Consider the following 15,159-nt stretch of genomic DNA (forward strand, 5'->3'; position numbering starts at 1 on the left):
AGGTATAAGCAAACAATCCGAAGAAGCGGACAAATGCGCCGTGAATGGAACCGGAAGCATAGGAGCTTCGAGCCCGGTCTTGATTTTATTTGCCGGACGGTTATAATTCAGTTTAAACGATTAAACCAATGAACGGATTGAGGGAGAACGATGAGCGAGCAAACCGGGCATGTCCTGCAGCAATTCCAAGAATGCATCCCTTTGCTGGATGTGTTGACCGATGCTGGCCGCCAAGCCATCATCTTGCTGCTGGCGCAGCACAAATCGGGACTTAACGTGAATACGATATCCAGCCATATGAAGCTGTCCAGACCGGCCGTCTCCCATCATCTGAAGGTGCTGAAGCAGGCCGGCTATATCGAAGCCGAAAAGAAGGGCGTCGAAAATGTTTATGTGCTGACTGTGCGCAAGCCGCTTGAACAGCTCAAGTCGTTGATTGCGGCCGTTGAAGCCGAGTGCAGCGGATCTCGGTAACGGGCGCCGGCAGAGGGAAATGCAGCCGCATAGACGGATGCTCTTGCTGCTGCTCGCCTAGTAGGTTGATTTGTTTAAACGTATAAACATTCAAGGGGGATGGACATGAAGGCCATGATCATTGAAAAGTATGGAAAGAACAGTCCATTGGTGATGGCGGAACGGCCCATGCCTTCTATTGGCGAGCATGACGTGCTGGTGGAAATTCATGCGGCCAGCTTGAATCCGATTGACTTCAAGATCAAGGAAGGGAAAGTGAAGTTCCTGCTGAAGTACAAGTTTCCTCTTGTTTTGGGAAATGATTTTTCCGGAACCGTCGTCCAGGCAGGCGGGGCTGTGAGGACATTCAAGCCCGGAGACCAGGTCTACGGGAGGCCCCGCAAGAACAGGATCGGGACACTGGCCGAATACATCGCCGTTCATGAGGATGACCTGTCCCTGAAACCGCGAAATCTAAGCTTTGAAGAGGCGGCCTCCATTCCGCTCGTCGGACTTACCGCTTATCAAGCGTTCACCGATATTCTCAAGCTTCAGGAAGGCCAAAAAATCTTGATCCACGCAGGGGCAGGAGGCGTCGGAACCTTCGCGATCCAACTGGCCAAAGCAATGGGCGCATTTGTCGCCACGACGGCAAGCGATAAAGGCTTTGAGCTGGTAAAATCGCTTGGCGCCGATCGGATCATCAATTACAGGAAAGAAAAGGCTGAAGAGCTGCTTGCCGGGTATGACGCGGTGTTCGACACTTTAGGAGGTGCCGCCCTGGAAAAGTCGTTTCGGATCTTGAAGGAAGGCGGGCAAGTTGTCTCCATATCGGGAGCGCCGAACGCCGCCTTCGGAAAAGAACAGCAGCTCGGCTGGATAAAAACGGCCTTGTTGGCCTTCGTCAGCCGCAGGATCACCGCGCTGGCGAAAAAAAGCCGGACGAGCTACCGCTACCTGTTCATGAAGCCGAGCGGAGCGCAATTGAACATTATAAAAGAAATGCTCGAGAGCGGCCGCATCAAGCCGGTGATAGACAAAGTGTTCCAATTGGAGGATGCCGGGCAAGCTCTTCAGTATTTGGAAGGCGGAAGCGCCAAGGGAAAGGTGGTCATCCGGATAAAACCATCGGAATGATTGCTTTCGCCGATCCTCCATGAGCGCCTGCCGACTTTTATTAGCCTCGATCATTCCTGCCAATTCTTGATGAAGTTCTTTTGAAGGGATGTCCGCAGCTCATCCGATGATCCGGAACTCCGATTCGATGAAGCTCCCATGCGATGTCTTTCGGACGGCTTCTTCCTTTTATCCTTCCAGCAACTGCCTCGGTCCCACAGGATGGAAAAGCCGCGTTCTATTCGGATTCAATGCATCGTCAATTCGCTTGCAGGTGAAATCGCTGATCGGTCTCGGAAGACCGTCTCTTGCCCAGAAGCGGCATTCCAGGATTTCCGGCGAGCTTGGCCGAGGAGCCCGCTGGGAAGGGGCGGCATCCGCCATGAACACAAAATGATGCATGGTCAGGGTCCGGATCGTAATATACGCCCGTCAGCTGTCCGATTCCATATGGACACAAATGAATAGAAAAAGATGCGCCCTTTCCGGCATTGTCTGCCGGTTCCGGAGAGAAAATTCCAGCCGCTGCCGGCTTTCAACCGATTGGAAATGAAAAGGCAGAGCAGGGCATGGGCTCATTTAAAGGAAAGCCGCTTTCAAGCACTGTCTGTTTCCTGCCTTTATGCGGTCGCGCTTTAATTGACGAAATTTCAGTTCCCCCTTAAACTGGGTACAGAAAGCTTTACAAAATGCTCAAAAGAGTGGAAGCAAAACCGGTCTGGACAAATTCATGAAATGGGAAAAGGGGTCTATTCATGGGAAAAAGAATGTGGGCATCGGCGCTCCTCGCGGTCGCATTGATGACGGCGGCAGGCTGCGGGGCAAAAAACACGAATGAGGGCGGCGCGGCGAGCCCGGCTCCGTCCGCAGGAGGCGCAGCGGAAGGCAAGACGTATTCCATCGCCATCTCGCAGATCGTGGAGCATCCGTCTCTGGATGCGACGCGCGAAGGCTTCCTCGCCGCCTTGAAGGATGCCGGCATCGTGGAGGGCGACAACCTCAAGGTCGACTTCAACAACGCGCAGGGCGACCAAAGCAACAACCTGTCGATCGCTCAGAAGATCGCCTCGGGCAAGAACGATCTCGTGCTCGCCATCGCGACTCCATCCGCGCAGGCTGTAGCGGAGAAGGTCAAGAACGCGCCGATCCTGTTCGCGGCCGTCACGGATCCGCTCGACGCCAAGCTCGTCACGAGCCTGGACAAGCCCGGCGGCAACATCTCCGGCGCCTCCGACACGAACCCGGACGCCATCGTGCAGCTGATGGACTTCATCGCCTCGGACTTTCCGAATGTGAAATCCGTCGGCCTCGTCATCAACGAAGGCGAGTCCAACGCCGTCATCATGGCCAAAAACGCCGAGCAGGCGCTTGCCAAGCATGACATCAAGCTGGTGAAAGCCCCGGTATCCAACACTTCCGAGGTGAAGCAGGCGGCCGAGTCGCTCGTAGGACGCGCGGACGCGCTCTTCACGACGCTCGACAACACGGTCATCAGCGGCGTCGACACGATCATCCAGGTGGCGAATTCCAAGAAGCTTCCGTTCTTCTCCAGCGACCGCGATACGGTCGAGAAGGGCGCCTTCGCCACAGTCGGCTTCAAATACTATGACCACGGCTATCAGGTCGGACAAATGGCGGCCGAGGTGCTGAAGGACGGCAAGAAGGTAGGGGACATGAAGGTAAGCATGCAGGAGAAGCTCGACCTCATCCTCAATCTCAAAGCCGCAGAAGCCCAGGGCATTGCCGTTACCGACGATATGAAGGCCAAAGTGAAAGACCAGGAAACGAACATTATCAAATAGCTAAGAGGTGGCTTCCTTGATCCTATCCCTGAACGGAGCGGTTGCGCTTGGGCTGATGTACACCCTGATGGCGCTCGGGGTCTACATCACGTATCGCATCCTTGATTTTCCCGATTTGACGGTAGACGGCAGCTTCACGACAGGAGCCGGCATCGCAGCCGTGCTCCTGACGCATGGCTGGTCGCCGTGGATTGCCACGCTTGCCGCCTTCGGGGGCGGAATGGCAGCCGGCGCCTGCACAGGGCTGCTGCATACGAAGGGCAAGGTCAACGGCCTGCTGGCCGGCATACTCATGATGATCGCCTTGTATTCCATCAATATGAGAATCATGGGCAAGCCGAACGTGTCCATCTCGGGCGAGAACACGCTGCTCGGCAGCATCGCGGGCTCCGAATGGCTGACGTTCGGCGGCGTCTCCTGGTTCTATCCCGTCGTGCTGCTCGTCGTGGCGATTGCCGCCAAGCTCCTTCTGGACGGGTTCCTGCACACGGATCTCGGCCTGGCGCTGCGGGCGACAGGCGACAACAAGCGGATGATCCGCAGCTTCGGCGGCAACACGGACCGTTCCACTGTTCTCGGCGTCAGCCTCTCCAACGGTCTCGTGGCGCTGTCCGGCGCGCTCATCGCGCAGGATGCCAGCTTCGCGGACATCAATATGGGCATCGGCATGATCGTCATCGGCCTCGCTTCCGTCATCATCGGCGAGGCTCTGCTCGGCGCTCGCGGCGTCTTCATGACGACGCTCGCCGTGCTGGTCGGCGCCGTCGTCTACCGGATCGTCATCGCGCTGGCGCTGCGTTCCGACTTCCTCCATCTGGAGGCGTCGGATCTCAAGCTGATCACGGCGGCGATCGTCATCATCGCGCTCGTCATTCCGACGGTCAACCGCTCGATGAAGCAGAAGCGGCAGGCGCGCAGGCGCACCGCCGAGCTTGCGGCTGGGACTGCCGGAAGGGGGGAAGCCTGATGCTGCATGTGCAATCGGTATCCAAGCTGTTCAACCCCGGCACGCCGGACGAGAAGGTCGCGCTCATGAACATCGACCTGCAGCTGAAGGCGGGAGACTTCGTCACCGTCATCGGCAGCAACGGCGCGGGCAAGTCGACGCTCATGAATATGATCTCCGGCGTCATGAAGCCCGACATCGGACGCATCTCCATCGCCGATGCGGACGTGACGGGGGTATCCGAATCGAGCCGGAGCCGCTGGATCGGCCGCGTCTTCCAGGATCCCATGGCCGGCACGGCGCCGAACATGACGATCGAAGAGAATCTGGCGATGGCCTACAAGCGCGGCAAGCCGCGCGGACTGAGCTGGGCGGTGTCGGGAGCGAAGCGCGGGCTGTTCCGCAAGGAGCTCAGCCGCCTCGGCATCGGGCTGGAGAACCGGCTGCGCGCCAAGGTCGGCCTGCTGTCCGGCGGCGAGCGCCAGGCGCTCAGCCTGCTGATGGCCACCTTCACCAAGCCGGACATCCTGCTGCTCGACGAGCATACGGCCGCGCTCGACCCGGCGAGGGCCGAGCTGATCACCCGGCTGACGGAAAGCATCGTGCGCGACATGGGCCTTACGACGCTGATGGTCACCCACAACATGGAGCAGGCCATCCGGCTCGGCAACCGTCTCATCATGATGGACAAAGGCCGCATCATTCTCGATATTCCCGAGAGCCGCAAGCAGGGGCTCACGGTCCATGAGCTGCTGCGTGAGTTCGAGGGCATCAGCGGCCAGAAGCTGTCGGACGACCGGCTCATCTTGGGCTAGGAGGGCTTTCTTCCAGGGGCGGGCCGATCGGCTGCAGGCAGAGAGCCGGCGCAAGCTGCATGGAGATGCAATCGCTGCGCGGAGATCCAAGTCGCAAGGCTGCGCGGAGATCCAAGTCGCAAGGCTGCAAGGAGATCCAAGTCGCAAGGCTGCAAGGAGATCCAAGTGCAAGGCTGCGCGGAGATCCAAGTTGCAAGGCTGCAAGGAGATCCAAATCGCAAGGCTGCCTTTTCAGGCAGCCGATGAAAGCCTGCCCTGCATAGGGCAGGCTTTCGGCATGATCGGGGGGCGTTGCCGGGTGGACTCCCGGTTTCACGAAGGAACAATATTGAAAGGAAAGATAGAGCATGAAGATGGATTACATGCCTGATCGCAAGCCGCTGTCTGGTCCGCGGCCGCAGCTCGTGCTCGATGCGGGAGGCGTGCTCGTCTCCAATCTGACGCCTTCCATGTGGCAGGAGCTGGCGGAGATAAGCGGCCATGCCTACGGCGAGCTGAGGGACAGGTACAAGCGCGATATAGCGGGAAGGCTGTGGACGGGAGAGCAAGCGGCGGCCGAATTTTACCGCTGGATCGCCGGCTTCCATCCCGATTGGACGGATGAGGACGCAGAGAAGCTGCTGAGATCCCATCTTCTGCCGCTGCCCGCCATGGACAGGCTGCCGGAGCTGGCACGGTCGGCCGACGTGCATCTGCTCAGCAACCATGTCTCGGAATGGCTTCGGCCGGTGCTGGAGCCGGCAGCGGAATGGCTCGCGAGCTTGACGATCTCCAGCGAGGAAGGGCTGAGCAAGCCGGATCCGGCGCTGCTGGAGCGGTGCGCGGGCAAGCTGGAGCCGGGCGCGCCGGTCCTGTTCGTGGATGACTCGCCCCGCAATGTCGCGGCTGCCGAGGCGTTCGGCTGGAATACGCTGCTTGCGGACGATGACGGTCTGTGGGTGGATGCGGCGGCAGAGCGGCTGCGCGTCCTGAGGCTTTGAGCCGGCGCCATGCGTTTCGCCCATCGTTTAGGTTTCTGCAGGATGGGTTTAAATGGAAAGGAAAGAGGCTGCACTCCGCCATCTTCCACGGCGGCTGGCGCAGCCTCCTGTTTGCCTGTTATTCCCTCCAGCAGGGACTTTTCCCCGGACATGCGGTATAATAGGGCTAATTTTCGCGGCAGCCGGGGCGGCAGCCGGAAGCTTAGGAGTGAGTTTTGCCATGAGAGAACATAGGCCTGTACTGGGCGTCGTCGTGCCCTGTTATAACGAAGAGGAAGTGCTGGAGCTGACCGCGCCCGAGCTGGACGGCATGCTGGAGAGCATGGAGAAGGAAGGCATCATCGCGCCGGGGAGCTTCATCATGTTCGTCAACGATGGCAGCAAGGACGGCACCTGGCCGCTTATTGCGGATCTGGCCTCGCGCTGCCGGAGAGTGTCGGGACTCAACCTGGCGGCCAACGTCGGCCACCAGAACGCCCTGCTCGGGGGGCTGATGACAGCGAAGCGCCATGCGGACTGCCTCGTCTCGATCGATGCCGACCTGCAGGATGACGTCCGGGCGATCCGCGACATGGTGCTCCGCTATCTGGAAGGCTGCGAGATCGTCTACGGCGTGCGCAGCAGCCGGCAGCGCGACACCTGGTTCAAGCGCACGACAGCCGAAGGCTTCTACAAGGTCATGGAAGGGCTGGGCCTGCGCATCGTGAACAACCACGCCGACTACCGGCTGATGAGCCGCCGGGCGCTGGACGAGCTGGAGAAGTTCACGGAAGTGAACCTGTTCCTGCGCGGCATCGTGCCGATGCTCGGCTTCCAGACCGGCGTCGTGTATTACGAGCGGCTGGAGCGCGCAGCCGGCGAGTCCAAGTACCCGCTCAAGAAAATGATCAGCTTCGCCCTGGAGGGCATCACCTCCTTGTCCGTCAAGCCGATCCGCATGGTGACGGCCGCCGGCTTCATCGTGTTCGGCGTCAGCATCGTGATGGGTTTGTACGCGCTGATCTCCAAGATGTACGGCAACACCGTCTCCGGCTGGGCGTCGCTGATCGTCTCGCTCTGGTTCATCGGCGGCGTGCAGCTGCTGTCGGTCGGCTTGATCGGCGAATACATCGGCAAAATCTATCGCGAAGTCAAAAGGCGTCCGCTCTATATCGTGGAGCGCGAAGTGGAGCCTGCGGTCCGTCCCGCATCCGCTGGGGTCCCGGCGGCGACAAGGTCTCAGAGCGGTCCCGACGCGCTGAGCTATCTGGGGGTGCAGCCGTGAGAACACGGTTCCGAATCGAATATCTGGCCGCCGCCGGCGCAGCCGGGATCATCATCTGGCTGCTGTTCACCCGTCCCTTCATCGGCATGGCCGATTCGGGGGACTTTTTGCGCGTGCTTATGACGGCGGGACTGGATTACAATCCTGCCGCCACTACATACGAGGACCGGTTTTTCAGCTACGCCAACCAGCATTTCGCTTATGGGAGCCTGAGAGGGGCGTACATCACCTCGCAGCTGATTCCGGTCTTCATCGCGCGGGGGCTGGGATGGCTCTATGATCCTTCCCTGTTCAACATCCGCATTCTGGCGGCGGTGTACGGAGCGCTGCTGATCGCAGCGGTCTACCTGCTGGTCCGCACGGGCAGGAAATACTCCATGGCGGCAGGCGTCATTCTGACGGCCGGGCTGCTGTTCATATTCCTGGATGTCCGCTACTTGGCCTACTTCAATTCCTTCTTCGCCGAGCCGGTGTCGCTGATCTTCCTTCTGCTCACGCTCGGAACGGGCCTCCGGCTCGCCCATCAGGAGGAGCCGGGCCGCTGGACGCTGATCTTCTTTTTCTTCTGCGTGTTCATGCTCGTCTGCGGCAAGCTGCAGAATACGCCGCTGGGCGTCGTGTTCGCCCTCTACGGGCTCCGCTTCCTGCCGCTCCGCTGGGACCGCGCCTGGCGCAAGCTCGTGCTGGTCTGCTGCTCCGCGCTGTTCCTGCTGTCGGCGCTGCTGTACGCGTTCGCCCCGGACGGGCTGAAGCATATCAACCTGTATCAGACCGTCTTCTACGGCATTCTGAACGGCTCCCCCGATGTGAAAGGGGATCTCGACGATCTCGGCTTGCCGCAGAAGCTGGCGGGCAACGCCGGCTCGAACTATTTCCAGAGCGACGTTCCGATCAAGCAGGACGCGCCGGAAATGAAGGCCGACTTCTACGACCGGATGTCCCACGGCAAGGTCATGCTCTATTACGCGACCCATCCGCAGCGGCTGATCGGCCTCATGGAGCGCGCCGCCCACCAGAGCGTCTACTTGAAGCCGGGCTATCTCGGCAACTACGAAAAGGCCGAAGGCAAGCCGCCGGGCGCGTTCAACGACACGTACAGCGGCTGGAGCCGGTTCAAGGCGGCGCATATGCCGAATTCGCTGCTGTTCATCGTCCTGTTCTACATCGTGTATTACGGCGTGTGCGTGATCGAATGGCTGCGAGCGCGCGAGGGGTCGGCCAAAATGACCTCCGAGCTGCTCATGCTCGTCGGCTTCGTCGGCTTCTTCGCTTTCCTGATTCCGATCATGGGCGACGGCCTGGCCGACATCGAGAAGCACCTGTTCCTGTTCAATGTCGCCTACGACATCATGCTGCTTGCTTCCGTGACCTGGCTGACGTACCGCATCGCGGTGCTGCTCGGGTTCGGAAGAGACGGCAGGAGAATCAGCTATAGTTCGTACCGGTAACGGTAACCGCAAGCCTTCCGCAGGGATGACCTGGCGGAAGGCTTTTTTTGCTTAGGGATAAGGGTGCATGGCGGCGTTGCCGAAAAGGCGGATGGCGTAAAAGTGAAATGGCATTGGCTAGAGTGCTGTCGAAGTCGAATTGCGGATACTTAGGAGGTAACTCCGCCTGCGGGCCGCAAGCGGAAAGAAGCCGAAAAAGTCGGCTTATTCCGCGAGCGAACGGCCCGAAGGCGTGAATAAGCCGAAAAAGTCGGCTTATTCCGCGAGCGAACGGCCCGAAGGCGTGAATAAGCCGAAAAAGTCGGCTAACTCCGCGAGCAAACGGCCCGCAAGCGGGAATAAGCCGAAAGAATCGGCTTATTCCGCGAGCGAACAGCCCGCAGGCGGGAATAAGCCGAAAAAGTCGGCTTATTCCGCGAATGAACGGCCTGCAGGCGGAAATAAGCCGAAAAAGTCGGCTTATTCCGCGAGTGAGGCTTCCATCCTTACGGCCCCAGTCGCCTGCCGAGCGCGGTGCCGGTCTGAAGCTTATAGGCCATCAGCGCGATTTCCAGCCCGACGCGCTTATGCGGCTCCAGGAACGGCTCGCCGATCAGCTCGGTCAGCTTATCCATCCGGTTGTACAGCGTCTGCCGGTGGATGAACAGCCGTTTGGCGGTTTCGTGCTTCGAGCCGAAGCATTTGAGATACATGTCGAGCGTCTCCAGCAGCTGCAGGCTGCTCTCCTTCTCCAGGCGCAGGATTGCGCCGAGATGGTCCTGGACGAACCGCTCCAGCAGCTGCGGATCGGGAATCGCTTTGAGCAGCTGGTAAGCGCCCAGGCTGGAATAGAACACGACCGGGCCGAGCTCGGTGACGCTCCGCGCTACCTCGAGCGCTTGAGCTGCTTCGCGAAAGCCTAGCGGCGCATCCAGCAGCCTGGTCCGCGGCTTGCCGGCGGCGGCGCGCAGCGTGAGGCCGTCGAGCTGTTCTTCGCCGAAGCGGCGGATGTCTTCCAGCAGCGACTGCGAGGACGACAGCAGCCGGTCGGAGGCCGCGGCAGGCGAAGCCTCCAGCGCCAGCAGGAACTGCAGTCCGCCGCTGCGCGCCTGCACGCTTCCCTTGAGGCTGTACTTTCGGAGCAGCGTGCGCAGCAGCACGGCCAAATCCCTCAGAGCGGCTTCGAGGCGGTCTCCGCCATCCTCCGGGGAGCGCTCCTCAAGCTCCAGCTGTCCGGGGAGGCTGAGGCAGATGCGGTCCTGCGGAATGCGCCCGGTCAGCCCGATCATGGTGCGGGCTTGATCCTCGCTCGCGATCCGCCCTTCCTGCAGCTCCGGGATGAGCTGATCCTGCAGCCGGCTGTCGTGCTCCCGCCGGAATTGGGTGCGGAGCATGAGGGCGGCGATAGCGGAGGCGGCCGCATCCAGATAAGGAGAGAGCTGCGCGGCAGCCTCCTCGTCCGGCTCATGGTCCGGCAGAGGCATTCCGACCGCCGCGAGCAGCTGGCCGTAGCAGGACACGGGCCGCAGCAGCAGGCTGCCGCCGCTGTCCAGCGGCAGCAGAAGCTCGCTTTTGCCGTCGCCGAGAACGCCTTCGCGCTCAAGCCGGCGGAACGGGAAATCGGCAAGGCTGGAGGCTTCGCCGGAGACAGGCGGCAGCTGCGGGTAATGACGATCCGCTTCAATAAGGGAATAAAAGACAATTTGCCGTCCCGTGTCCCCATGAAGCAGGCGAAGGACGGGCATAATATCGCTGTGCTGGAGCGTCAGCTGCTGCAGGCGCCGGGAGAAGCCCTCCGCAAGGTCCCTCTGGGAGCGCTGACGGTTGATGATGAGAGAGTGGATGTCTTGAGTAATCTCCGAGAAGCGCACCGGATGGTCGAAAACGATGACGGGGAAGCCATGCTGCTCAGCCAGCTCGAGCACCTCCGCGGGAACCTCCTCGATGCTCGTTCCGAGCTCGAGAATAAGCCCGGCGGCTTCCTGACGGATAAGCTGGCGCAAATATTCGAGACGGTCCTGCTGGGCTTGCTTCAGCCATAGGCCGGTCGTCAGGATCAGGTCGTCCCGGCTGATGAACGGGGCTACCTGCACGATTTCGATGACATGCACCCAGCCGACGCGCTTGCCGAGGCCTACCTGACCGGCGGCGAGCCGGGCATGGGCGAACAAGGGACGCTGAAGCACGTCCCGGACATGCAGATCGGTTGTTTTCACTCGCTAAGACACCTTTCGGGGCAATCGCGACATGCCGACGGCGGCAGAGCTGCCAGAGCCGTGTGAGCAATCGGCAAGAAGTCGAGCCCAAGGAGAGAAAATATCGACAACGTGTAAGATGCCAGACTTGGCCCCTTCCCGTATCATGACAGTAGAAGGCAATATCCATTATAGACGAGGTGGCTGTCCCATGAAAATCGGAATTCCAAAGGAAATCAAAAACAACGAGAACCGCGTCGCGCTGACGCCGATGGGAGCGGCCGAATTCGTGCGCGCAGGGCATACAGTGCTGGTCGAGCGTTCCGCCGGAGCAGAAAGCGGATTCGAAGACTCCCAGTACGAAGCCGCAGGCGCGGCCATCGTGACGGAAACAGCCGATGTATGGGGCAAGAGCGACATGGTCATGAAGGTCAAGGAGCCTCTATCCTCCGAATACGGCTACTTCCGTGAAGGCCTTGTCCTGTTCGCCTACCTCCACCTCGCAGCCGAGCCGCATCTTGCCGAAGCGCTTCGCAAGTCCGGCGTTACCGCCATCGCCTACGAGACGATCCGCGTGAACGGCGCGCTGCCGCTGCTCGCTCCGATGAGCGAAGTCGCCGGCCGCATGTCGGTGCAGGTCGGCGCGCAGATGCTGGAGCGCGCACGCGGCGGCAAAGGGATTCTGCTCGCCGGCGTAACCGGCGTCAAGCGCGGCAAGGTCGCCGTCATTGGCGGCGGCATCGCAGGCACGAATGCGGCGCAGATCGCCGTCGGCCTCGGCGCGGACGTGACCGTGCTCGATACCAATACGAACCGCCTGCGCGAGCTCGCGCTCATCTTCGGCAACCAGCTGCAGACGCTGCAGTCCACCTCGCATAACATCGCCGAAGCGGTCCGCGAAGCGGATCTCGTCATTTCGACGGTGCTGATTCCGGGAGGCAAGGCGCCGAAGCTCGTCACCGAGGAAATGGTCCGCTCGATGCAGAAGGGCTCCGTCATCGTCGACGTGGCCATCGATCAAGGCGGCAGCGTGGAGACGATCGACCGCATCACGACGCATGACGATCCGGTGTTCGAGAAGCACGGCGTCCTGCATTATGCGGTCGCCAACATTCCGGGAGCGGTGCCGTACACGTCCACGCTCGCGCTGACGAACGCGACGCTGCCGTTCGCGCTTCAGATCGCCCGGTCCGGAGCTCAGGACGCCATCCGCGCGTCCCAGCCGATCCGCGAAGGCGTCAACACGATGGGCGGCCATGTCACCTACGAGGCGGTCGCCCGCGATCTCGGCTATGCGTACAAAGCACCCGAAGAGCTGGTCTGACCCGCAACCGACGATCCGGGCGGACGGGCTGCAGGCGGATCTGCATCGCAGCTTCGGCCTTATCATGATCCTTCCGCATCTTTCGGCCAGCCGATGACTCCTGCGCAGCAGGGGTCATCTTTTTTGAGCAGAGAGAAGGGAGTCTGCCTGAGCAGCGCCGCTGCCATCGACGGCAGCACGACGGCGACAATAAATCCCCAAAAGACGCTGTCCTCCGACCGTTGCATCGTCGGCTGGGACAGCGCCTTTCCTTTTGATTCAGTTGGCGCTGTCCTCCGACCGCTGCATCGTCGGCTGGGACAGCGCCTTTTCCTTCTTATTCGATTGGCGTTATTCTCCTGATGGAAGATGAGGCAGGATGACTTCCTGGACAGGGACAGGACCGTCCAGCGTGGAATCGGAGTACTTGGAGCTGATGAACACCTTCAGGTCGTCGGCTGTTCCTTGCAGCGCTTCGTCGCGCATCGGAACGGAGCGGAAGCCGGCCGTAGATGCGGCTCCAGCCGTGCGGGAGACGGCAGAGGATGGAGCGAGCGAGCCGTACACCTGGAAGATGCTCTCCACCCGCGAGCGGCTCGCTGCGGGAGCGGCGACAATGACGAGCAGACGGTCATTTTCAATGAACATGCTGTAGTTCTCCGCCTCGAGCTCCGGAATGCCGAGTCCGACGAGTCCGCCCACGAGCGAGCCGGCTCCTCCGCCTACAGCCGCTCCTGCCAGCACGGTGGCGATCGGACCGGCCGCCAGCAGCGGGCCTATTCCTGGGATAAAGAGCAGTCCGACCGTTGCGAGGATGCCGGCCGTGCCTCCCAGAACGATGCCTGCAGCCGCGCCTGCGGCCGCTCCTTCCGGACCGTTCGCGCTCGTTTCGACCGCTGTCGTCGCCTGCATCTCTTTGCCCCGCCGCAGCACCGAGATCTCCTCGTTGCGGCAGCCCGATGCTTTGAGCTCTTCCATCACGGCGATCGTGTCTTTCTCGGAGTTGAAAATCCCTACGATTGGCGTTGTCATGGTGTTTCTCCTCCTCATCGTTTTTGGAATCGGCTTAAGGCGCTTCAGCTGAATACTCGTAGATACACGGCTTCGGCCGGAGGGCAAACAGGGCGGACAAGCAGGCTGTAGAATTTATTTTTAGAACGGTCGGGCGAAAAAAATACGCCAGCCCGAAGTGCCGGCTGGCGTGATCATGTCAAGAAGCCCCCGTAAAAACGGGGGCCGCTGAAAAGGTGTCGCTGCAGTCGGAAATCATTCTTCCGATCGCCCAATAAGTGCGCTCTATCTGGCGTCGTCCAGCAGCCGCTCGCCGGAAATGCCGGGAGAGGTCATCTGGTACGGATTCAGAATCTCGGTAATCTCCTCCGGAGTCAGCAGTCCGCGCTCCAGAATCAGATCGCGGATGGACAAGCCGGTGCGGAGCGCCTCCTTGACGAGCTGCGCAGCGACCTCATAACCCAGATGCGGGTTGAGGGCGGTCACGATGCCGAAGGAGTTGTTGACGTACGTCTCGCAGCGCTCGCGGTTCGCTTCCATGCCCTCGACGGCGTATTTCAGGAAGACGTCCACGCCGTTGCGCAAAATTTTGAGCGATTGCAGCAGGTTGAAGGCGATGACCGGGCCCATCACGTTGAGCTCGAACTGTCCGGCTTCGCATGCCATGCAGATCGTATGGTCGTTGCCCATCACCTGGAAGGCGACCTGGTTGACGACCTCGGCCATGACCGGGTTCACCTTGCCCGGCATGATGGACGAGCCCGGCTGGCGCGGCGGGAGCATGAGCTCGGCGAGGCCGACGCGGGGGCCGGATGCCATCAGGCGGATGTCGTTGCAGATCTTGGACAGATTGACAGAGCATACCTTCAGCGCGGCAGACAGCTCCGTATAGCCGTCGCTGTTCTGGGTCGCGTCCACGAGATCCTCCGCCGCCTGGATCGGCAAGCCGAGCTGCTCCTGCAGATGGCGGATGACCGATTCGATGTATTCCGGCTTCGCGTTGAGGCCGGTCCCGACGGCGGTCGCTCCCATGTTGACGGTGAGGATATTGTCGGCCGACCGCTTGATGCGGGCGATGTCGCGCGCCAGAACGGCCGCGTACGCGCCGAATTCCTGTCCCATCCGGATCGGCACCGCGTCCTGCAGATGGGTCCGGCCCATTTTGATGACGTCGTCGAACTGCACCTTCTTCTCCATGAAGCCCGCATGGAGCGCGTTCAAAGCGGTCAGCAGGCTCTTGGTGAGCCCGAACGCCGCGATCTTGAGCGCGGTCGGGATGGCGTCGTTGGTCGATTGCGACATATTGACGTGGTTGTTCGGATTGCAGTGGAAATAATCGCCCTTCGGATGGCCGAGAATTTCCAGCGCCCGGTTGGCGAGAACCTCGTTCATGTTCATATTGATCGAAGTGCCTGCGCCGCCCTGGATAGAGTCGACGAGGAACTGGTCCGCGTATTTGCCGTCGATGATATCTTCCGATGCCTTGACGATAGCCTGGCCTACGGCAGGCTGCAGCAGGTGCACGTCCATATTGGCCCTGGCCGCCGCTTTCTTCACGTGGGCAAGAGCCGTCAGCAGCTCATGATGGATCGGCACGCCGGTGATCGGGAAATTCTCGACCGCCCGTAACGTCTGGATTCCGTAGTAAGCGCTTTCGGGAACCTGTTTCTCCCCTAGAAAATCATGCTCGAGCCTGAATGCCATTGTTCTCATCCCTTCTTGGATCCCTGTCCCAATCAATTGTAGTGTTTCCTGGCACGCTCCTATCATACCGCATTCTACAAGGTTCGGGTATGCCTCCTCGCGGACGAAGCATAGAATGGATGGAAAGGAGGCGACGGCGCATC

General features: G+C 60.5%; 12 protein-coding genes. 9 read left to right on the top strand and 3 right to left on the bottom strand.

The window, feature by feature from the left end:
* The first annotated feature begins 150 nt into the window (after window positions 1-150).
* The 8 genes from AC06G8_RS04260 to wsfD all read left to right on the top strand — a co-directional run bounded on the left by AC06G8_RS04260 (window position 151) and on the right by wsfD (window position 8,824).
* Entirely contained in the window at window positions 151-474 is a 324-nt protein-coding gene (locus tag AC06G8_RS04260; RefSeq protein WP_447662471.1) for an ArsR/SmtB family transcription factor, read from the top strand.
* Window positions 475-579: 105 nt separating this feature from the next.
* On the top strand, window positions 580-1,590 hold the full coding sequence (locus tag AC06G8_RS04265; RefSeq protein WP_480284486.1) for an NADP-dependent oxidoreductase: 1,011 nt from the start codon (window positions 580-582) through the stop codon (window positions 1,588-1,590).
* 734 nt (window positions 1,591-2,324) lie between these two features.
* A complete protein-coding gene (locus AC06G8_RS04270; RefSeq protein ID WP_480284487.1) occupies window positions 2,325-3,371 on the top strand; it encodes an ABC transporter substrate-binding protein in 1,047 nt (348 codons plus the stop codon).
* Between the two features lie 7 nt (window positions 3,372-3,378).
* A complete protein-coding gene (locus tag AC06G8_RS04275) occupies window positions 3,379-4,338 on the top strand; it encodes an ABC transporter permease (protein WP_480284488.1) in 960 nt (319 codons plus the stop codon).
* Window positions 4,338-5,132, top strand: coding sequence for an ABC transporter ATP-binding protein (locus tag AC06G8_RS04280; protein WP_480284489.1), 795 nt, complete (start codon window positions 4,338-4,340; stop codon window positions 5,130-5,132). The genes AC06G8_RS04275 and AC06G8_RS04280 overlap by 1 nt, the downstream gene beginning before the upstream one ends.
* 347 nt (window positions 5,133-5,479) lie before the next feature.
* Window positions 5,480-6,112: an HAD family hydrolase gene (locus AC06G8_RS04285; protein WP_480284490.1), complete on the top strand. Its 633-nt coding sequence runs from the start codon at window positions 5,480-5,482 to the stop codon at window positions 6,110-6,112.
* A gap of 220 nt (window positions 6,113-6,332) precedes the next feature.
* Window positions 6,333-7,376 carry a glycosyltransferase family 2 protein gene (locus AC06G8_RS04290; protein ID WP_447662480.1) on the top strand — a complete coding sequence of 348 codons (1,044 nt, stop codon included), beginning with the start codon at window positions 6,333-6,335 and terminating at the stop codon, window positions 7,374-7,376.
* Window positions 7,373-8,824, top strand: coding sequence for a glycan biosynthesis hexose transferase WsfD (gene wsfD / locus AC06G8_RS04295; protein WP_480284491.1), 1,452 nt, complete (start codon window positions 7,373-7,375; stop codon window positions 8,822-8,824). The genes AC06G8_RS04290 and wsfD overlap by 4 nt, the downstream gene beginning before the upstream one ends.
* 485 nt (window positions 8,825-9,309) lie before the next feature.
* Here wsfD and AC06G8_RS04300 read toward each other — a convergent pair whose 3' ends face one another.
* On the bottom strand, window positions 9,310-11,019 hold the full coding sequence (locus AC06G8_RS04300) for a PucR family transcriptional regulator (RefSeq protein WP_480284492.1): 1,710 nt from the start codon (window positions 11,017-11,019) through the stop codon (window positions 9,310-9,312).
* A 190-nt stretch (window positions 11,020-11,209) separates the two neighbouring features.
* On the opposite strand from AC06G8_RS04300, the gene ald reads away from it, so the two are divergent.
* Window positions 11,210-12,322, top strand: a complete 1,113-nt coding sequence (gene ald / locus AC06G8_RS04305) for an alanine dehydrogenase (RefSeq protein ID WP_447662484.1) — start codon at window positions 11,210-11,212, stop codon at window positions 12,320-12,322.
* Window positions 12,323-12,652: 330 nt separating this feature from the next.
* Here ald and AC06G8_RS04310 read toward each other — a convergent pair whose 3' ends face one another.
* Window positions 12,653-13,333, bottom strand: coding sequence for a general stress protein (locus AC06G8_RS04310; RefSeq protein WP_480284493.1), 681 nt, complete (start codon window positions 13,331-13,333; stop codon window positions 12,653-12,655).
* Between the two features lie 264 nt (window positions 13,334-13,597).
* Window positions 13,598-15,025 (bottom strand): aspartate ammonia-lyase, encoded by a 1,428-nt coding sequence (aspA, locus tag AC06G8_RS04315; RefSeq protein WP_480284494.1) that lies wholly within the window; start codon window positions 15,023-15,025, stop codon window positions 13,598-13,600.
* Window positions 15,026-15,159 lie beyond the last annotated feature (134 nt).

The sequence above is a fragment of the Paenibacillus sp. SJS-P3 genome, from assembly GCF_056711585.1.

Excerpts from the sequence above, each read along its gene's own strand:
- AC06G8_RS04260 (WP_447662471.1), top strand. The coding sequence starts at position 151 with ATGAGCGAGCAAACCGGGCATGTCCTGCAGCAATTCCAAGAATGCATC.
- AC06G8_RS04285 (WP_480284490.1), top strand. The coding sequence starts at position 5,480 with ATGAAGATGGATTACATGCCTGATCGCAAGCCGCTGTCTGGTCCGCGG.
- AC06G8_RS04310 (WP_480284493.1), bottom strand. The coding sequence starts at position 13,333 with ATGACAACGCCAATCGTAGGGATTTTCAACTCCGAGAAAGACACGATC.
- AC06G8_RS04290 (WP_447662480.1), top strand. The coding sequence starts at position 6,333 with ATGAGAGAACATAGGCCTGTACTGGGCGTCGTCGTGCCCTGTTATAAC.
- AC06G8_RS04265 (WP_480284486.1), top strand. The coding sequence starts at position 580 with ATGAAGGCCATGATCATTGAAAAGTATGGAAAGAACAGTCCATTGGTG.
- AC06G8_RS04270 (WP_480284487.1), top strand. The coding sequence starts at position 2,325 with ATGGGAAAAAGAATGTGGGCATCGGCGCTCCTCGCGGTCGCATTGATG.
- aspA (WP_480284494.1), bottom strand. The coding sequence starts at position 15,025 with ATGAGAACAATGGCATTCAGGCTCGAGCATGATTTTCTAGGGGAGAAA.
- ald (WP_447662484.1), top strand. The coding sequence starts at position 11,210 with ATGAAAATCGGAATTCCAAAGGAAATCAAAAACAACGAGAACCGCGTC.
- AC06G8_RS04280 (WP_480284489.1), top strand. The coding sequence starts at position 4,338 with ATGCTGCATGTGCAATCGGTATCCAAGCTGTTCAACCCCGGCACGCCG.